Below are 20,851 nucleotides of genomic sequence, written 5' to 3'. Positions count from 1 at the left end.
TTTAGTCTACTTTTATCGTTTTCGATTTTTCTGAAATTCCATTTTCATTAAAGGCCTCAATGGAAAAATAATAAGGCGTATCCCGGTCGAGGCAGCGCATAAAATGTTCATTGACATCATAAAGCAACCACGACTGGTACAACTTGTCAGGCGCAATTCCCCATCGAATGTTATAACCTTGGGCTCCCTCTACCGCGTCCCATGAAAAGGAAACATCCCTGCGGTCCTCCTGCCGTTCAACCATAAAGCCTTTAACCTTCTTTGGGATTTTTCCCAATCCGGTCCCAAATGCCCTGATTTCGGACAAGGCCAGGTTTTTGCCCGGAACTTCGACATTCGCGTACCGGACAAATTTTGCCTGAACAGGCTGATTGAGGACGATGTAGGCGTTGGGTGAATCTTTATAACTGTCGCGGCGGTCAATAACGGTTTGCCAGTTGGTGCCATCGTCTGACACCTCAATAGAAAAACGATGCCGCAAACCCTCGGTGCGGGTATAAATGCCTGATTCATGATCATGGAAGTTCAATTGAAACGCATGGACCGTTCCCGGATTGAGCATTTCAATTTTCACCCATTGCTGATCGTCGTTGGCCGCTGCCACCCAATACGACTTTGGGCTTTCATCAGTCAGTACTTCTGAAATAATTTCGCCATCCTCATTTTGTTCGAGTGGCAATTCTGTCACGGCAACTTCATCATTGTTTGAAGTAAACTTCACAATTTGTTTGAACGCAGATGATACGGTCACCTTCCCTTTGTATGACAGCAGCATCCACCCACAATGCTCGCCCGGATTGGTTGGATGATCGGGACCAAATCGCGGGTAATCGCCGTAATGCGTATTCGAATACATGAAGCCCTCGTCGTCAAAATAAGTTGGAAACATACACAGACGACGTTCCCACTGGGAGTTGGAAGCCAAAGCCATGGTGGCAAAATGCCAATACTGTCCGTTCTTTTGTTTCATGGTCATGCCATGTCCGGCGCCATTGGTAAAGCCGCCCGGCTTGAAACTCATCGGATTATTTTTCATGTAGGTGAAAGGGCCCAGCGGCGAGTCACCAATATACGCGCCATCGCCATATACATTGAATTGTGTCCCGGGCGCGGCGTACTGCAGGTAGTATTTTCCATTGTGCTTGGTCATCGAAGCACCTTCCATGTAACCTTCCTTCAGCGTCGGATGGAAATTATTCTCACCAAATCGTTCCCAACCATGCTCTTCCTCCACCAAATTAATCAACTCTTTCTGAACACCAGTTTCAAGCATCCGATCATCCTTATTCAATTCCTTCACCCGGATGGGGTGAACGTTTGACGATCCCCAATATAAATAAGTTCTTCCGTCGTCATCAATAAAGAGCTCCGAGTCCTGAATATTATTGGTGATCGAAGCCGTCGGCGTCCATTTCCCACTTTTAGGGTCGTCGGAGTATAAAATACTTCCATAACCAGCAGGGTCGCCCGCAAAATAGATTACAGAATCTTTGTAATTGAATGCGGTAGGCGCATTGCAACCTTCAAAAAACCACTGGGCCGGCTTAATAAAATCCCAGTTCACCAAATCGGTGGATCGCCAATACCCAAACGAACGGGTGACGAACAGGTAATACTCGCCCCGGAATTCAACAACGGCCGGATCAGCACCTGAACGGTACGAAATATTCCTGCTCGAATTGTAAACCATGTAGGTATAGTCGATATCCAAGGGATTACAATAGGTTGCTGGCTGAACCGGCTGCGCCTGTGCAAGCTGCCCGAAAGCAAAACTTACCAAAGCCAAAATCGTTATCAAAAAGTGTCGTTGTCTCATCTATTTATTTTTTTTTGAAAATCACTCATTCCCGTTTTTTCTCTTATTGCTGAACAACCAGTTTACTTTGAAACAACTTCGTTCCAGCGCTTATCTGAAGCAGATAGATTCCATTCCTTAAGTCAGCGCAGTCGAATACTGCTTCAGAACCTTTTCGGGTCAAATTCTCGATACGAACCAAGCGACCATCCAACGAAAAACATTTCACCAGAACCGGTGTATTTTGAGCGAACGCGGAAAGATCAAGATATACTTTCCCCGACACTGGATTTGGATAGAAACTTAGCTCCCGGTGATCATTCATATCATTGCTGCTGGTTGCAAATTGATATTGAAAGCCAAGCTTATCCAAGCCTGCTTTTACTTCGGTGTCTTTCATCACCTGGTTCCACAACAGCCCGGTACGATGATTTTCGATCATTACCACGATAGGGCCCTGATCGATTCCGATGTAAGCTTCCTGAACCCAATCCCGGTCATCGTTAAACGCATCATACGGTCCGTATCTTCCAAAGAGTTCCTGTCCGCGTTCACGATAAAAATATTTTAGCGCCTGCATGGATTCCGTTGGCGTGTAAGGCATACTGGCCAGTGCGGCAGTTGGGCTGATCGTGCCATTGTCGTTAGCCACCGGCTGATGGGCGGTATATCCATCCGGGCTGTCACTGGCTGTCAGGCCCCACGATTTGCTGCTGTAGTTGGTGTGCCCCTGCGGATTTTGTACGGCGTACGCATAATGAATGCGGGCGGTATTCACATGCTCCTGCCAGTAATCGGCATACTGGTCCTTCAGCCCGTTTGGATTGATTCCGAGGTGGCTGTAATGAATCCAGAAAAGCGGACCTCCGTAGTTTGGCGACAGGTTAATTTCGTAGTTGTAGTACGTTCTTGGATTGACCATGTTGCCGTTGCGCGCCCAGCCCTGGTCATAAACCGCTTTGGGTATGCCGTGCGTGGGTGAAGCTGCTCCCATCACGTAAGTCACCAGGCATTCATTCCATCCGGTTACCTTCATGTTTTTCTGAAAATCAACAGTGGGCGACCAATGCCAGTACAACACATTCTGATCGCCATTGCGATACCAGCTCCAGTCAATTTCCTTCCAAAGCTGATCCGCTTGCTGCCGGATGAGCACAGATTTTTCATCCGAACCGGTAAAATAATTTTTCAGAGCAATCAGTCCCTGCGCCACAAACGAAGTTTCTACCAAGTCGCCGCCGTCATCATCAGCAGAAAAAGGCTGGGTACGATAGGTATCGGCATTGTACCAGTGCGACCATGCTCCGTGATGCCGGTCGCAATTTTTCAGAAATTCAAGGATCATTAAGATCCTATCTTTTACCGCTTCCTTTGGACGGTACTCCCGCTCATGCGCCACAATCATGGCCATCAGCCCCATGCCGGTGGCTCCCGAAGCAGCGGTGCGTCCATTCCCGTTTGAACGTTCCAAAGCCATGCCGGTTGCCTGGTGTGCGCCATCCCAAAAGTAGTTGAAGGTATATTGCTGAACCATGTCCAGCAATTCGTCATCAGAAAAATCGCGAATCGTTGCCGTGGCTTCGGCGGCAGCAGACTCGCTTTCTTGCAGGGCCGTCACGATGCGATAGGCCACCGTACTATTTTTTCCGGACTCCGGCACAAAATCCAGGTAAAAATCGGCCGTTGTTTCGGCGCGCAGCTCAAACGACTGCCCGTCATCAAACGAAGCATAAATGCGGTAAGTCAAACCATCTGCAGGATGAGCCCAACCCAGGTGGGCATGACTGTCGTAACCTACAGCCGAAAATTCCTCAACTACCGGAATTTCATCCAGAGCCTTGAAAGCGGACAATTCGTCAATCAATATTAAGCGCGAACTATTATCTGACTCGGATTGATTGAAAATGACCGCCTTGGTTTGAGAAAAGTCCAGTGTTTCGTTTTCGTCAAAAATAATCTGTAGCGGAAATACAACGCGCGTCCAAACGCCTGCCGGGATGGATTCATTGTAATCGGCCAAGGCATACAAGGCCGTATTCACATCTCCGGAACCATTGCCATTCACCCCTCGCAAACCAATCAATGGTAAGGCGGTATTGGGCAGTTCGGTTTCAGAATAAACATAGAATGAAAGGGAATCCAGTGCCGAAAGATCAGCTGTAGTCCATTCCGCCCGGTAAATGCTTGCCCGCCAGTTACCGTTTAAGGCCGAGGTATAGTTAAACTTCAACGAAGTGGCTCCCCTAAACGCTGTGGTCGAACAGGGCACCTTGTCGTTATACTGCGGTGCACCCGGTGGATAGGTGTGCTCCAACGTACTTTCACCCAGGTTATTTAAATCGACCAGCCCCTGGTCGTAATAGGTGCTCGTAGTTCCTTCGGTAAAAAAGGACACTTCCTGGCTCCTTCCAAAAAATGAAAGAAAGACCAGAGAAACGATCAATAAACCTATTTTATATTTCAAAATTTTCATTTCAAGACCTTCCCATTAAACCAATAAACACTACTACGCTCGCAGTATGTTAACCACAGAGAACACGGAGTTTCTACACAGAGTAACGCAGAGTTTCTCATCTCAACTTCACATCTTCACACCCGCTAACGTCCTCCCATTCTCCCCATCTCTCTTTCTCACCCTCTCCCCTTCTCATGTTCTCACTTTCTCACTTTCTCCCCATCTTTCTTCTATAATTCCTTTATCCAAATATTCCGGAACTGCACCAAACTGGAAGCACCCTGCAATTTTCCGGTTTTGGGGTTGATGCCGCCATGATTCTGGAAGCCGATCGGCCCGGTTTTATCTAGCCCGGGGTTATTGATTCGCCCCGATCCATAGGGCTTTAGCCCATTCTATTAATCGACAGCAATATTTTCAAAACGAATTCATCAATTCATCTCGGGACTGCTAAACCCCAGTTTTTTCAGACCATTTCTGATATCCTCGTTTTTCATGAACAGATCCCAGGGCAAGCCGCTGCGGTAGTTTTCGATCATCACCGGAATAGGGCCTTGGTCAATGGCCAGATAACGAGGCAAATACCAGTTGCTTGAATGGCTGTAGGCGTCATAGGGGCCGTAGGGACCAATGAGCGAATCGGCTTCGGTGTAGAGATACCGCAGAAACTGCATCGACTCCTGTGGGGTATAAGGAAAAGATGACAAAGCAGCGGTTGGTGAAATGACACCTAAGTCGGCATCGCCGGGATGATGGCCTGCATAACCCCGCATGGAGTAGCTTGAAGTCAGCCCCCACTGATTTTCGCCATATCCGTCAAAGCCTTTCGGATTGTCCAACGCATACTCGTAGTGCATCAGCGCGTGGTTCTGGTTCAGCTTCCAATAGTCGGCATACTGATCAACCAAGCCTTTGGGGTTCAAGCCCAGATAGGAGTAATGCGCCCAGAAAAGCGGCCCGGTCGGATCATCATTGTGCTCATAAAAATTGAGAACGGAACTCATGCCATAGTAGATCGTGTCTTCAGCGATTTTGCCGTCCTTCGCCCAACCTTTGTGGTAAACAGCCGGTTCAATCGGGTGTGTGGGCGATGAAGCCGCCAACACATACATGATCAGGCACTCGTTGTAACCTCCAACCGGAAAATTCATCTCCCATCCGTAGTTGGGCGACCAGTGCCAGTAAAGTACCTCTTCGCCCTGGGTGTACCAGTCCCATTCTACTTCTTTCCACAGTTGGTTAATGTCGGCCACCAGTTGTTTTTCTTCGGCATTGCCATCCTTAAAATATTCGGCCACAGTGAGCAAGCCCTGAATCATAAACGCTGTTTCCACCAGGTCTCCGCCGTCGTCTTTTTTACTGAAAGGCTTCACCTTACCGGTTTTTCCTTCGAGCCAGTGCGGCCAGGCACCGTGGAAACGGTCGGCCGTAGCCAAAAAACCAACAATGGTTTGGTAACGGGTCAGCGCTTGTTCACGCGTAATGTATCCGCGTTCGATGCCCACCAAAATGGCCATCACGCCAAAGCCAGAACCGCCAAGGGTAATCACATCCTGATCATTCTGCGGATAGACGCCGTCCATGTGAATCCGCTCGCGCGCCATGCCGGAGTTGGGTTCGGCAGCATCCCAAAAATATTGGAAGGTTTGATATTGAATTGTATCTAGCAGTTCGTTATCGCTTAATCCTGCCCACTTGCTTTCCACTTGCCCCTCATTGTCCTGTTTCGGATTTGAACAAGCCATCGCAAGCAAAATCAACAGACTGACCAGCATAAAAACTACCGGCCTATTTCTTGTTTTTCTCATTACTAAAATGATTGGCTGTTAAATGAAAGGCTGCCCGGATACTTTCCAAGCAGCCTTTTCTAAAAAAAAACCTAACTAAACTATACCCTTTTCTCTCTAATTCCCCATGATCGCCTCAACTTCTTCTTGCGTAAGCGTTTTGTTAAACAGGCGTAGCTCGTCGAGCATACTTGCTTCTGTAAGTGATGCCAATCATCCAATTTGGGGCATTTGAGATGATTGATAAATGACCAACACCTGTTTAATTATTAAGCAAACCCAGCAGATCAATCTCTGCTTGTGTAAGCACCCTGTCATAAATCAAAAGCTCGTCCATTTTACTTTCATCGGACAGGTGGTTCCAATTAGCAAACCGTGGAGCACCGGACATAATAGACAGCAAATTACAACCCGTCCAGTCTATTCCATCGAATGTGTCTTCTTTAACAACGACTCCATCAATGTAGACTTTAGCTCCCGTTGATGAGACCGTGAACACAAAATGTACCCACTCAGTGGTTGCCGGATTTACACGAGCAGCGACGCCTCCATCAAACCATTTTTCAGCCGTCCCATTTCCAGCATTCAATTTAAATTGCTGCAATCCACCTCCATTTTCTCTGAAGAACCTGAAACCGAACTTCCGGCTATCGTCGAAATTTGGATTTTCCGGGCTCATCACCAGAATTCCAGCTCTGTCTGTCGCCTGTGTAGCGGTAATATTCAGGAAGAAGCTCGCGCTAAATTCAGCAGACTGAAGCCCTGTGGCATCAAAAGTCAGGTAAGAATCCGCGGCGCCAACATAGCATCCACCATCAACACCCGCTGTGCCCAGCGAAGGCGTACCCACAACAGTTGCTGCTGTAGCACTAACTTCATCCACATAGTCACCATTAAAGGCCAGATGGAACGCTGCTTCATTCATCAAATCCCGGATGGTATTAACCTTCTTGAAATTCACAGTTTTGGTAGTGGATTTCCCGGCCATATCTGTGACTACAATCTCCAGAACATGATCGCCAAGAGCAAGCTCTTCGGAATATTCTCCAATAAATCTTCTATAATCGTTGAAACTATCGTACGATCCCAATGATGTACCATTCAACTGTACGCTGACTGTTTTCAATTCTATGTCATCCGTCGCTTCGAATCGAATGTCGACTTCGGACACATCAGTTGGCGCATTGACATCACCTGAAGGTGAAATCAAAGTGACCACTGGAGCCGCCTCATCCGGACCCGGTTCAATCCTTGTAATTGGGTCAATGCCATCGTTACACGCAGTTATAAAAAAGACAGCGAGAACGATCAATATTATTTGTTTGAATATTTTCATCTTGTTCAAGTTTTAGTGATGCTTAAAATTACTCTTGAGTACCTCCCAGAATTGGCAGTTGATCAACCTGGTTTTGCGGATATGGCAGATAGGTCAGATTGGCTGAAAATGTCCGGCCATCATAGTTTAACTCGTTGTACCGTTCGAGCCGAATCAAGTCGTAGTATCGTGTTCCCCACTCCATGGCCAGTTCCGCAAACTTTTCATCCACCACCTGATCCAGTGTTACACCGGACAAGGGAGATAAGCCAGCACGCGATCTTACGGCATTCACAGCAGCGTCAGCTGTCATGGCGGAGCTGCTTGCTCCTTGAACCAGTGCCTCGGCATGCATCAGCAAAATTTCGGCATAGCGAATACCAATCAAGTTTTTATTTGTGCCATAGCCCGTTCTTCCCGGAGTTAACTGATTGGACGGCAGATAGTGTTTCCCGCTGGCAAACATCGCACGGGCATAGTCATTGATAAGGTCACCCGACGGTGTTGTATTCGATATCCAATCGGGCAAAGTTGCATAATTCGGATCGTCTTTGATCGCCGCGATGCCCCGGTTCGTAAACAACACACTCGTTTCCAAACGTGTTCTTTCTCCGCGATCCAACATGAATTTGATCCACTTCAGACTGGGCTCGTAAAAACCCCAGCCGCTACCAGCCCCGGTTACAGCCGGTGTCCAGTTTTCAGGACCGAAGAATGCAAACAGGTAAGTTATGGCCGTACCCGATCCCTGACCAAAATCGGAATATTGAAATTCGAGTATATTTTCGTCATTCAACTTACCGGGAATCTTGAACAGGTTGTAATAATCAGCCTCCAGACTGAATTTCCCTGAACTAATAATTTGAGAGGTTGCATCAGCAACCGCCTGGTAATTCTCCATCTCCAAATTGGCTAGCGCCTTCATTGCCAAAGCAGTATAACGGGTTACTCCTCCGCGAACATCCGTTCGTTCGTTCGGATGAACAGCCGGCAAGTTACCAATCGCCTCATCCATTTGATCAGAAATAAACTGCATTACCTCTTGTTTCGTCGATAAGTCGGCCACTAACAAATCCGCCGGATCGGGAGTAGCTGGAATGAATACATCGCCCCACACCCTTGCCAGTTGAAAGAGCAAAAAGGCCTGCATGGTTTTCGCTTCAGCAATATATTGATCTGCTGTTGCTGCATTGGCTCCGTTTTCCTTGTATAACTCAAACTCGATCATGGCCGATTGGGCGGCATAAATATCGCTGTACAGGCCTTCCCACAGGGAGTTGTACATCCAGTAATCCTTGTTGTAACGGAACATGTCGGTTTCTGCAAAATCCTGCTGATCACCGAGTCCACCGTGATTAACGTCATCTCCCCTTACCGATATTAGCGGAAAGTTTTCCCAACCGCGCGAGTAAAAGGCAGCGTAAGTTCCAATAAGGGGCGAAATCATATTGGAGCTCTCCGTATAGTCCGTCTCTTCAGTAAAAGTTCTGTTTTCAGCCGGCTCATCAAGCAAATCGTGGCAGGCTGTAAAAGCCAACAGCATCGCAACAAGACCGATGAGCTTGATTGTATGATTAATTCGTTTCATAATTCTAAGTTTTAAATCTTTTAAAATTTCACATTCAGCCCAATCGTGTATACTCCCGGAATAGGATAAGTTTGTCGGTCAATTCCGTTAGCTACTTCCGGATTAAAACCGTTGTACTTGAACACGGTAATTGGCCGCTCGGCAGTAAAGGAGATTCTCGCATCTGGCATCATTGTTCCCATGATTTCTTTTCCGGCCAGATTATACGCCAGTTGGATATTTTGTACGCGGAAAAATGAACCATCCTCCACCAAATACTCGCTCATACTCTGATTCCAGCCTTTGCGTAAGCCTTTTGACGATGGATAGCTGTTTGAAGTACCTTCCCCATGCCAACGGTTAATGGCCAAATCGGCATCCATATTCAGATCGGAGGTCCAGATAACTTCACCCCGCTTACGGTTCAGGATTTTATTTCCGGACTGTCCGGCGATATTGGTTGAAAACTCCAGGCTCTTGTAAGTAATTCCCAGGTTGGCACCGTACATGAATGATGGGAAATACGAGCCCAACACCACGCGATCGTCACCATCAATATCCTTGTCGCCGTCTTGGTCACGAAATTTTAAGTCTCCCGGTTCCAAATTATTGGCCATGGCTATCGGGTCAGCCTGAATTTCAGCATCGTTCTGATAAACACCAACAACCTCGTAACCGAAGAAGGCAAGTAGCGGCTCTCCGATCATTGACCGCTGACGAAACTCGGCCGATCCGCCATCAATGTACTGCTGTCCGTAAAGGTCGCGAACTTCGTTTTTCAAGGTTGAAATATTGGCGCCCACAGAATAACTAAAGTCTGGCGAAATCTGATTGCTCCAGTTCAAGGCTGCTTCAAAGCCCTGATTTCGGATAACGCCAACATTACGAAGCACATTGCCTCCAACCGAGGGAATACTCACATTGATTGCGGCATTTTTTGTATCGCGAACGTAGTAGTCCAGTTCAACAGACAGCCGACTATCAAATAGCCGGGAAGTAATTCCCACATTGGTTTCTTCGGTGACCTCCCATTCCAGGTAAGAAAAGGTACTGGAAGTGGTGGTCCCTGAAACAAGTTCATCGTTAATTGCAACTGTTACAACCTGAGTGGTCCGGGCCCCGTCGCTTGCACGAATTTTATCATTTCCGAGCTCTCCCCAGCTGGCACGCACCTTCAGAAAATCAATGGCAGGAATATTCATAAAGTCTTCTTCTGATACAACCCAACCAGCACCAATTGTGGGAAAATAGCCCCATTTTTCCTGATATTTTGAACTCCCGTCGGCACGCATGGTTCCATACACCAGATAGCGGTCATCGTAATTATAGGATACCCGACCAAAATACGACATGCCGTACTGTCTGCTACCGCCGTCATTAACCGCGTCCACCGGAAGGCTGCCTCGGTCGGACTGATCGATATACCAGGACTCTTCGTTTTCATAGGGAAAATCAAGACCTCTGGCCGTCAACATCTCCCACGCTTCATCGCGAAAGGATGCACCACCCATAACCGTCAGGCTATGATGATCAAACTGGTCATTGTAAGTAAGCACATTGTCCCAGATTTGATTGGAGAAAGTTTCCGTTTTTCTCGTAATCCCGGCATTCTCGCGCTGAAATCCATCGCTAAAATAATAAGGCAACTGTACGTTGCGTTCGTTAAGTGCTGTAAAACTGTGGTTATAAGTTGTTTTTAAATCCAACTTTTTCGGAATCAAATGGAACTGCGCATAAAAGTTAGCCAGCACCTTACGAATCTTCAGTCGGTTGTTGTTAAAATCCAGGCTTGGCATGGGGTTCTGACCACCCCGGTAGCCAAGATGTTGCGCGCTGGCGTAATTCACAGGCCAGGCATCGGTATTGGATTCATCATAGATAGGAAGAATTGGAACGGCCCAGTATGCCAAACTCCAGGCATCAGCCGACTGTCCATATTTCAGTGCATTGCTGAAGATCATGTTCCCACCGATAGTCAGCCAATCGGTTGCTTTATAATCAATTTTTGAACGTAAGTTGAAGCGTTCATACTCATTTTTCATATCCAGAATTCCTTCTTGCCCGAAGTAACTGGAACCTATGGAGTAGGAAGCATCTTCGCCGCCACCCGAAACGTCAATACTATGATTCTGAATCGGTGCGACCCGGATAATCTCATCATACCAGTCGGTATTCACATCAGGCACATTTGGGTTAATACGGCTCCGCCCATAGCGTTGCATGGCGGTCGCAATATTACCAATATCAGGTGCCGATCCCGACTCCATGGCCATGGTGGTAAACTGTTCGGCATTGGCCATTTTTAAAACGTTCTGAGCCACCTGAACCCCATAGTAACCATCGTAAACTACTTGGGCCTTCTGATTATTTTTTCCCGATTTGGTTTCGATCAGAACCACGCCGTTGGCCGCGCGAACACCGTAAATTGCTGCTGCCGAAGCATCTTTCAAAACCGATATGGAAGCAATGTCGGCCGTATTCAAAAAGTCGATGTTGTCGAAGAACATCCCATCAACCACATAAAGAGGAGCTTCGTTGTTGCTTCCCGGATAAGAACCAATACCGCGAACGCGAATCGTTGGTGAATCTCCCGGCGCACCATTACTCACAACTTGCATACCCGCAACTTTACCTTGCAATGTCTGCATCGCCTGTCCCGAAGGTGATTTGGCAATTTCTTCAGAGTTGACCGTCGAAATGGACGATGTCAGGTCTTTGACCTTTAATTGTCCGTAACCGACAACCACAACCTCGTCAACCAATTCAGTAGATTGCTCCAACTGGATGTTGATCGTTGCACGATTGTTGATTGGCACTTCCTGAGAAGTCAGACCAACAAAACTAAAAACCAAAACATCAGAGCCTGATGCCTGAATGGTGTAGTTCCCGTCAAAATCTGTAATGGTTCCCGAAGTGGTTCCCTGGATAATGACGCTAACCCCGGGAATCGGTTCTCCGGTTGCTGCTTCAGTTACTGTTCCAGTCACCGCAATTTGCTGGGCGAAAACAACAGTCACTGAAAAAATCAAGTAAAAAAGAAACATTAGTTTTTTCATAGTATACTTTTTTGATCAGTTTGTGACGCTAAGCTACGACCTGGCCTTGCGTTTAAGAAAATTTCACACACACTTCTAATTCACACAGAGCGATGAAGTTGATTTTTCACCTCATCATTTACTCACACCAAAAAATTGCTCGCTGTTTTAATCGCTATTAATCAAATTCTTATATTTTTCAGTTTTATATTTATTGCAATTTCACAGTCGCATATTGTACAACATGTTTTTGCTAAAATTTGTTAAAACATATGATCTCAGCATTATTTTATCGTTTACTTCACATGAAGAAATACTGAGAAAAACAATAAATTGTTACTTTCGCAGGCGTAAATTCCTGCTTAAGGACCGGCTGTCCAACAGAAATAGAGACCTTTTCTGTCCGAAGCAATGTGTTTTATGGATTAAAGAACCGAAGGCAATGAAAAGTTATATCCTACTGCTGGTAATCATCGGGTGTGTTGTGGCAGGCCCAATGCTTTTCAAGGAAAACAGGTTATACGGTCAACCGACGGTCAATAACGTGAGAAATTTTCAGAAGGAAACCTACCAGGCCGCCAAACAAAATTGGGCTGTTGACCGCTGTCACAACGGGTTTATGTACTTTGCCAATCACAATGGCTTACTGGAGTTCGATGGTATTAACTGGAAGCTCTATCCGCTTCCGAACGAAACCGTATTAAGATCAGTTCTGGCTGCATCAGACTCGCTGATTTACACCAGCGGCTATCGCGAATTGGGCTACTGGGAAGCGGACAATACAGGCGAACTCCACTACCACTCTTTAAATAAGCTGGCGGAACAGTATTTTTCAGACAACGAAGAGTTTTGGAATATCGCCTTGCTCGACGATGCAGTTTATTTCCACTCGTTCAACAGTGTACTGATGTACCACAATGAACGGATTACACCGATTGAGTTACCGGGCTTTACCAATACCATGCACCGGGTAGGCAACGACATTCTACTTGCCGTGCGAAATCAGGGTATTTTTAGAATTGAAAACGGGAAAGCCGTCCCCCACATCCAATCGCCGCTATTTGAGAACATCATGATTCGTTTTATTCTCCCCTACCAGGAGGATCAACTCATGATTGGCACCAATTCAAACGGAATCTTTATTTGGGACGGAAGTTCTATAACACAATGGAACCGGGATTGGCATCAGTATTTCAGAAAAAATGAAGTGAACCGAGGTTATATGGATGGTCAGGGTCATTTCATTATTGGCACCATTATGGACGGGGTACTCATATTTGATGAGCGTGGCAACCCAATAAACAATTACAACACTGCCAACGGACTCCAAAACAACACGGTGCTAGGAATTTCGACCGATCAATTCAACAACATTTGGCTGGCGCTCGACAGTGGTATCGATTTTATATCCAACGCCGGCAACCAGGGCTTTATGATTGAAACTATTCCCAACATTGGGGCAGTGTATGATGCGGCCATTTTTGAAGACCAGATCTACCTCGGAACCAACCAGGGCTTATTCGTCCGCAGCTTGTATGATGATCAGTCCCAATATCAGCTAGTGCCTGAAAGCCAGGACCAGGTTTGGGACATTCAGCTCCACGACGGCCACTTGTTTGCCGGACACAACGACGGGGTGATTCAACTAAAGGCAGGAGAGCAGCAGTTCATTTCCAGGCAGTCGGGTGGATTTTCAATCCGGCAGGATCCGATGAAAGCGGGTTACCTGCTGGCTTCAACCTATTCGAGTATCATCCGGCTCAAACAACAAAATGGCGTTTACACCCAGGATGGAACCTTGAAAGGTTTTGTTGACCTGATTCGTTACATAGAGATCGATCACCTCGGCGACATTTGGGCCAGCCATATGCGGCGCGGCATTTACCGGCTTCAGCTGAACGACAAACGCGACAGTGTGATCAACAAAAGCTATTATGGACTAAATTCGGTGTTCAAAAAAGATCACTCGCTGCATGTTTTCAAGGTCGAAAACCGGATTGTGTTTACCACCGAAGAAAAACTATACACCTACGACGATTTAAATGATTCGATCATTCCCTATCATTTTTTAAATGAACAGTTGAACGAACTCGCTGCAGCCAAACGAATTGTGTCGGCCCCCGACCATCATTACTGGCTGATCACCGATCGTGAAATCGGCCTGTTCCGTATTTTCAACAACACCGTCGAACACCTAAAAACCTACCCCCGGTCTTTATTTTCAGGAAATGAACTGATCGATGATTTTGAAAATATTTTGCCCCTCACCGCTACCAAAGCCATTGTTTGTCTTGAAAACGGCATTGCCCAACTCGATGCAGAAGCAGCTGATTCCAGCTCTGCGATCCTGAAATTTCAGCCTCAACTGCGCAGCCTGAAACTGACCAGCAATCGCCAGCACACCACGCGTGGAGCAATTGACAAAGACGACATCTTTGTTCGATACAAATATCGCAACCTACAGCTAATCTATTGCTTTCCTCTGTTTACCCACAATCCCATCTATTTTCAGTCATTGATGAAAGGGCTGGAACAAGAGTGGAGTGAACCACAAGCAACCCCACAGATTAGCTTCGACCGGCTCCCTTCCGGCGAATATGAACTGCTGGTGAAAGCTGTGGACCAATGGGGAAATGAAAGTCAGGTGAATTCATTACACATCGAAGTGGCTCCCCCCTGGTACCTGACCAGTTATGCACGAACAGCTTACTTGTTCGCTTTTATTGGTATTTTGTTTGGCTTCCGAACCTGGGGAATCCAACAAACCCGGAAAAAAGAGCGGCTGGAGCACGAAAAACGTGAAAAGGAAATCATTCGACTCCGAAATGAGAAGTTGCGAAACGAAATCCAGCACAAGAGCAAGGAACTGGCCAACTCGACCATGTCAATCATCAAGAAAAACGAGTTGCTGCTCGAAATTAAGGAAATTGCAGCCCGGCAAAAAGAGCAGCTGGGATCGCGCTACCCCGACAAATATTACTACCACCTGACCCGCAAAATTGAAGAAAACATTACCAGCCAGGATGACTGGCAAGTGTTTGAAACCAATTTCGAACGGGCTCACGAGCAATTTCTGAACAAGATTAAGGAAATGTACCCCGAATTAACAGCCAAAGACCTTCGCTTGTGTGCCTTTCTTCGCATGAACCTGGCTTCCAAGGAAATTGCCCCACTTTTAGGAATCTCTGTACGGGGTGTTGAAAACCACCGCTACCGCCTGCGAAAAAAAATGAAGCTGGACCACGACGAAAAACTGATTGATCTGATTCTGGGGCTGTGATGACGAGAAATGGGGAGTGCGAGCGTGTGTGAAAATGAGAAAATGGCAACCAGTTGCAGTCGCAATTCTCCATGTTTCATCAATGGAAGAAACCATTCAACCATTTTGCCTTAGACCATTCAACCATTTATGATTTAATTATTTACGATTTACAATTGAATGTGCAATAACCAATGTCCAGCGGCCAACGACGGACAACACTGTTTTTTTGACAAATCGAATTTATTTTTCTAGGTAGTTTTTCAGGAATTACTATATTTGCACTCGCATTCAAACACGGGTGTAGCTCAGTTGGTAGAGCACTGGTCTCCAAAACCAGGTGTCGGGCGTTCGAGTCGCTCCTCCCGTGCAAAAGAGTTGTTCTTCGGAGCAGCTCTTTTTTTGTTCCCGCCAATTTCTGCTTCAACCCGTAAATAAATTCATAGTGTTTAAAAGCACAAAGGTTTGTTGTTCCTTGTTATTTTCTAATTTTGCCTCTACTCAAACGAACTGTGCGCCATTCATGATACGAAACAACACCCAACTTTTAGAATTACTTGAAGATGGAGACGAAGCTTCGTTTAAAGTTGTTTACAATCACTTTTACTCGCGGCTGTATCATTTCGTTGCCGAATATATTCCGAATAAAGATCTTGTTGAAAATGTACTTCAGGACACTTTTCTTACCCTGTGGGAGAAAAAGTCGAGCTTACAGAAAAACACCAATTTAAATGCCTACTTGTACACCATTGCTAAAAACAATAGCCTGAAAAAACTGCGGGACCAGCGATACAAGCAAGCCATATTTCTATCGTCACAATTGAGTGAGTTTGAACTCGAGCTTCATGCAGGCGCACTTGATAAGTTGGAAACATCCAATATCCTATTTTCCGAAATCGAACAAATCATACAGAAGACTTTGGACACACTGTCGCCCCAGTGCAGGCTGGTATTTGAACTGAGTCGTTTTCAACACTGCAGAAATCATGAAATTGCAGAAAAACTATCCATTTCACCCAAAACGGTGGAGGGACACATGACCAAAGCCATCAAAGCTTTTAGAGTATCATTGAAAGATTACCTCCCGCTGGTTTCGTTCCTGATTCACCATATTTAGTTGCTGTTTGAATTAAATTCATAAAAAAATTCAAACAGAGCAAGGGTATTTCCGCTCTTGTGGATTATACCTTTGAAAACACCCAACCATGGAACTAGAAAGACAAATAATCGCATTGATTTCCGGCAACCTGAATGATGAGGAAAAAAAAGAGATTCTCCAAAAATTAAAGCGTGACGAACATCTTCAGCGCGAATATCATCGAATAAAAAATGCCTGGTCTTTAGCTTCTCATGACCAGCAAACCAATGATCTTACCATTGAAAAGTCATTCGTCCGTCTTAAAAAGCGGATCCAAAAACCTCAAAAAGTAAGGTTTCTACAGTTCATGAAATATGCAGCGGCTATTTTGCTTATATTCTCATTTGGAGTGCTTAGTCAGAAATTTCTTCTTTCGCCTGGCGGACTGTTTACCCCACGAAGTCATCAAGTCAATGAGATTCACGTTCCGAATGGTGAAAAAACAGAACTCACTTTAGCTGATGGCTCTAAAGTTTGGATCAATGCGGGCACAAATCTTTGGCTTCCAGCAAATTTCGACAACAATCACCGGGAAGTAAACTTGTCCGGCGAAGCATTTTTCGAGGTAAAAAAAGGCGATACTCCCTTTATTGTGAATTCAGAATATGGTTCCATTCAGGTATTGGGCACCTCATTCAACGTACGCGCCTATAATAATTTGCCATTCAAGACAACATTAACAGAAGGAAAAATTCAGTTTTCGAACCATCTGGATCAAAAGGTGTTGCTCCCCGGGCAGCAAATAGTTTTGTCGAAGGGGGAAGCAATAATAATCAAGGAAATTGATCCTGAAATCGCCTCCTCATGGATGAATGGGGTAATCGCCTTCGAAAATGAACCTTTAGGCGATCTCGCCAAAAGACTGGAAAGGCACTTTGATATCACGATCATTTTGGATCAAAGCATGGCTTCGATCCCGTTTACCGGACAAGTTTTTGAAGAATCGCTTGACGAAGTCATGGAATACATTAATAAAACGAAACCAATAAAATATGCCTATGACAAGAAGAAAAGAATGTTGACCATAGCAGAGCCTTAATAAAAAACAAAGACAGGATGTGCGAGATCCTGCCTTTGGAATAACTTGACTTAAATCAAATTACTCATTTCAAATTGTAAAATTATGAAAAAAAAACGATGTTGTGATGGCATAATGCCATTTCTGTATCAAAATCTAAAGCGAATGAAACTGACATTGGCCATGATTATTCTAACGGTTTTCAGCAGTTTTGCGGCCGATCTTTACTCTCAGAACACGAAACTAAGTTTGGAGCATAAGGATGAAAAAATTGTAGATATTCTTCGAAAAATAGAAGATCAAAGCGAATTCCGCTTCTTTTACAATGAAGAGGTTGATGTGAACAGCCTGACCTCCGTTCATGTGTCCAACGCCACGATCAAGGAAGTACTTGATCAAGTGTTTGAATACAAGTCGATTAATTACGAAATTATTGGCCGTCAAGTGATCCTTCGGGCAAATAATCAGTTTAGCACCGTCCAACAAACAAGAACTGTGACCGGAAGCGTAACCAACAGTTCGGGCGAACCAATACCTGGAGCTACCGTGGTTGTGAAAGGTACGACCATGGGGACCATAACTGATTTTGAGGGAAGCTTCTCACTGCCCAATGTGTCTTCCGATGCAACTTTGGTCATTTCGTTTGTCGGAATGAAAGCTCAGGAGATCTTGGTCGGAAGTCAATCCCGGCTTGACATAACCCTTATGGATGAAACCATTGGTCTGGAAGAAGTTGTCGCGATAGGCTACGGTACTCAGAAAAAAATTAATTTGACAGGATCTGTTGCGTCGGTGAAAGGAGATGACTTGGTCAAACGACCCGTGACGAATGTTGAAACCATGCTGCAAGGACAAATGCCTGGAGTTCAGATTGTCCAAAACTCGGGTGAACCTGGCAACGAAGGCGTCTCAATACGTATTCGGGGAACGGGAACTTTTAGTAGTGCCGGATCAAATCCGTTGGTTCTGGTCGATGGCGTTCAGGGCAGCCTGGCCGATTTAAATCCCAATAACATTGAAAACATTTCTGTTTTGAAAGATGCCGCTTCGGCATCCATTTATGGTGCCCGCGCAGCAAACGGAGTTATTCTGGTTACAACAAAAAAAGGGCAGGAAGGGAAAATTACCATGAACTACAATGGAAATTATGCCGTTCACACCCCCACTAAATTGTTTGATCTGGTTACCAACTCTGTCGAATACATGGAATTGTTTAACGAAGCGAGGCTAAATTCGGGACTGACTTCGGGTTTATACACCGACGACATCATCGGTGCCTATCGCAATGCCACCGATCGAAACCTGTACCCAAACACCGATTGGCTTGACCTTTTATTTAGTCCTGCACCAACGCAAACCCACAACCTGAGTTTTAGCGGAGGAAGCAATGGAACCACTTTCAATGTTTCGCTGGGCTATGTAAATCAAGAAGGGGTCATGAAAGGATTTGATTATGAAAAATACAATATCCGGGTCAACTTGAGCTCACGGGTTAACGAACACATCAAGTTTGGCGGAAATTTTTCGGTTAAGAAAGGAATCAAATCAGCTCCCCGTCAAGGCGCCACCGATACCTTCCTGGCTGCCATGTCGCAAGCCCCCACCTATTCTCCTCAACTAGCCGACGGAAGTGGCCGATACACGTTTAAAGCTTACGACTTTGAGTACAACAACAAAAGCCCGATGGCCATTATCGACAATAAAGTCAACCGGAACACTGATGACTACGTAATCTCGTCTCAGGGATGGTTAGATGTTCAATTGTTAAAAGGTTTGACCTGGTACACCAAGGCTGCGATAAACTTAAACTTCAGTAAATACAACGATTTTCGCCCCCAAGTTCCTTTATATAATTTCCGCACCAACGAATTTATGACTTATTTGGATGTTGGTGGAGCCGGACTAATTGTTCAGGATGATCAAACGGAATATAAAAACTTATACACCTATTTGAATTTTGAACGCGAATTTGGAGATGGGCACACGGTTACGGCACAGGGCGGTTACAGCGTTGAGGATAATGTCTATCAATACTTGAGAGGATACCGTAAGGATTACCCGAGTGACCTGCTAAGAGAACTGGATGCGGGCAGTCCGGCCGTTCAGCAAGCCAATGGAACCAAAACGGAATGGGCACTGATGTCGTTCTTTGGTCGATTGGGTTATAACTTTAAAGACCGGTATTTGTTGGAAGCAAACCTTCGCTATGATGGCACTTCGAGACTATCTCCCGATTCGAGATGGGGAGCTTTTCCATCGTTTTCGGCAGGATGGCGGATTTCTGAAGAACAGTTCTTTCAAAACCTGAATGCTGACTGGTTGAACAGCCTTAAAATCAGGGGATCTTATGGCCAGTTAGGAAATCAAAATATTGGTCTTTATCCTTACCAGTCGATACTTGACTTAACAGGTAACTACTCCTTTGACGATGCGAATCTCTCTTCAGGTGTTGCACAAACCCGCCTCTCCAATGAAAATATCATGTGGGAAACAACCAGCATCACTGATTTTGGCTTTGACCTGACGGCGTTCGCAGGGTTCAATGTCACATTTGATTGGTACAAAAAGAGCACAACCGATATCCTAAGAGCTTCCCAGGTAACCAATGCGGTCGGTTTAAATCCACCAACTGTCAACAACGGAACGATGGAAAATACCGGGGTTGAATTAAGCTTATTGTACTCGAATCAGATTAACTCAGGTTCACTTACAGGTTTGAACTATCAGGTGGGCTTTAATATCGATCATTATAAAAATGAACTGGTCGATTTCGGTGAACGGGAAATAAGCGGATATTCCCTGCGCGAGGAAGGCTACGAGTGGGATTCCTATTATATGTTGGAATGGATTGGGATCTTTCAATCCGAGCAGGAAATTGCCAATTCACCCAAGCAGTTTAATGATGCGACAGTACCAGGCGATTTGAAATTTAAGGATCAAAATGGGGATGAAGTCATTGACAATGACGACCGGGTCGCAATCTCAGGCAGATATCCGGCTTTTAACTATTCCTTCAATTTTTCGGCCACCTGGAAAGGCTTCGATTTGTCGACCCAATTACAAGGCGTTGAAGATGTGAAGTATTTTGTCAACGACTGGGGAACAATCCCATTTGTTCAAGGGTCGCCACCAACCACCGACTGGCGAGATCGCTGGACTGAAACAAACCCATCAACTTCAATGCCCCGGATTTACTGGGGATGGGGAGCGCCCGAACGGATCAGGAGAAATTCTTCCTGGTACTTGCAGGATGGATCTTATTTACGGTTGAAGAACCTGACTGTTGGATACACTTTGCCGAGAAACTTCTTCGATCGAATTGGTGTCAATCAGTTCCGGATCTATTTCTCAGGAGACAATCTCTTCACGATTACTGATTATCCGGGATTGGATCCGGAGCGGGGAGGTAGTGGTGCTTTCGTAAATTACCCCCAGAATAAAATCTATTCGTTTGGGGTGAATGTTAAATTTTAAAAAATACA

At 45.6% G+C, this 20,851-nt stretch carries 11 protein-coding genes and 1 tRNA gene; 5 read left to right on the top strand and 7 right to left on the bottom strand.

Annotated features, from left to right (window positions below):
* Nucleotide 1 precedes the first annotated feature (1 nt).
* The 7 genes from NC99_RS15265 to NC99_RS15240 all read right to left on the bottom strand — a co-directional run bounded on the left by NC99_RS15265 (nucleotide 2) and on the right by NC99_RS15240 (nucleotide 11,975).
* Nucleotides 2-1,816 (bottom strand): family 43 glycosylhydrolase, encoded by a 1,815-nt coding sequence (locus NC99_RS15265; RefSeq protein ID WP_053185474.1) that lies wholly within the window; start codon nucleotides 1,814-1,816, stop codon nucleotides 2-4.
* A 43-nt stretch (nucleotides 1,817-1,859) separates the two neighbouring features.
* The gene (locus tag NC99_RS15260; protein WP_162231236.1) at nucleotides 1,860-4,259 is read right to left on the bottom strand and encodes a glucoamylase family protein; all 2,400 of its coding nucleotides are present in this window, start codon (nucleotides 4,257-4,259) and stop codon (nucleotides 1,860-1,862) included.
* A gap of 422 nt (nucleotides 4,260-4,681) precedes the next feature.
* A complete protein-coding gene (locus NC99_RS15255; protein ID WP_053185470.1) occupies nucleotides 4,682-6,058 on the bottom strand; it encodes a glucoamylase family protein in 1,377 nt (458 codons plus the stop codon).
* A 96-nt stretch (nucleotides 6,059-6,154) separates the two neighbouring features.
* Nucleotides 6,155-6,250 (bottom strand): LamG domain-containing protein, encoded by a 96-nt coding sequence (locus NC99_RS22495; protein ID WP_162231235.1) that lies wholly within the window; start codon nucleotides 6,248-6,250, stop codon nucleotides 6,155-6,157.
* A 49-nt stretch (nucleotides 6,251-6,299) separates the two neighbouring features.
* Nucleotides 6,300-7,373, bottom strand: a complete 1,074-nt coding sequence (locus NC99_RS15250; protein WP_053185467.1) for a LamG domain-containing protein — start codon at nucleotides 7,371-7,373, stop codon at nucleotides 6,300-6,302.
* A 28-nt stretch (nucleotides 7,374-7,401) separates the two neighbouring features.
* Nucleotides 7,402-8,940 carry a RagB/SusD family nutrient uptake outer membrane protein gene (locus tag NC99_RS15245; protein WP_053185463.1) on the bottom strand — a complete coding sequence of 513 codons (1,539 nt, stop codon included), beginning with the start codon at nucleotides 8,938-8,940 and terminating at the stop codon, nucleotides 7,402-7,404.
* Between the two features lie 20 nt (nucleotides 8,941-8,960).
* Nucleotides 8,961-11,975, bottom strand: coding sequence for a SusC/RagA family TonB-linked outer membrane protein (locus tag NC99_RS15240; protein WP_053185460.1), 3,015 nt, complete (start codon nucleotides 11,973-11,975; stop codon nucleotides 8,961-8,963).
* A gap of 421 nt (nucleotides 11,976-12,396) precedes the next feature.
* On the opposite strand from NC99_RS15240, the gene NC99_RS15235 reads away from it, so the two are divergent.
* From NC99_RS15235 to NC99_RS15215, 5 genes are all read left to right on the top strand, one after another.
* On the top strand, nucleotides 12,397-15,234 hold the full coding sequence (locus NC99_RS15235; protein WP_053185457.1) for a triple tyrosine motif-containing protein: 2,838 nt from the start codon (nucleotides 12,397-12,399) through the stop codon (nucleotides 15,232-15,234).
* 276 nt (nucleotides 15,235-15,510) lie between these two features.
* Nucleotides 15,511-15,583: transfer RNA gene (locus NC99_RS15230), tRNA-Trp, on the top strand.
* Nucleotides 15,584-15,736: 153 nt separating this feature from the next.
* Entirely contained in the window at nucleotides 15,737-16,330 is a 594-nt protein-coding gene (locus tag NC99_RS15225; RefSeq protein WP_053185454.1) for an RNA polymerase sigma-70 factor, read from the top strand.
* Nucleotides 16,331-16,418: 88 nt separating this feature from the next.
* The gene (locus NC99_RS15220; protein WP_053185451.1) at nucleotides 16,419-17,390 is read left to right on the top strand and encodes a FecR family protein; all 972 of its coding nucleotides are present in this window, start codon (nucleotides 16,419-16,421) and stop codon (nucleotides 17,388-17,390) included.
* 144 nt (nucleotides 17,391-17,534) lie between these two features.
* Nucleotides 17,535-20,843: a TonB-dependent receptor gene (locus NC99_RS15215; protein ID WP_082326507.1), complete on the top strand. Its 3,309-nt coding sequence runs from the start codon at nucleotides 17,535-17,537 to the stop codon at nucleotides 20,841-20,843.
* Nucleotides 20,844-20,851 lie beyond the last annotated feature (8 nt).

It is taken from the genome of Sunxiuqinia dokdonensis (genome assembly GCF_001270965.1).
GTDB lineage: Bacteria > Bacteroidota > Bacteroidia > Bacteroidales > Prolixibacteraceae > Sunxiuqinia > Sunxiuqinia dokdonensis.
The sequence above is the reverse complement of the archived record's forward strand: the minus strand, read 5'-3'. Positions and strand labels throughout refer to the sequence as shown.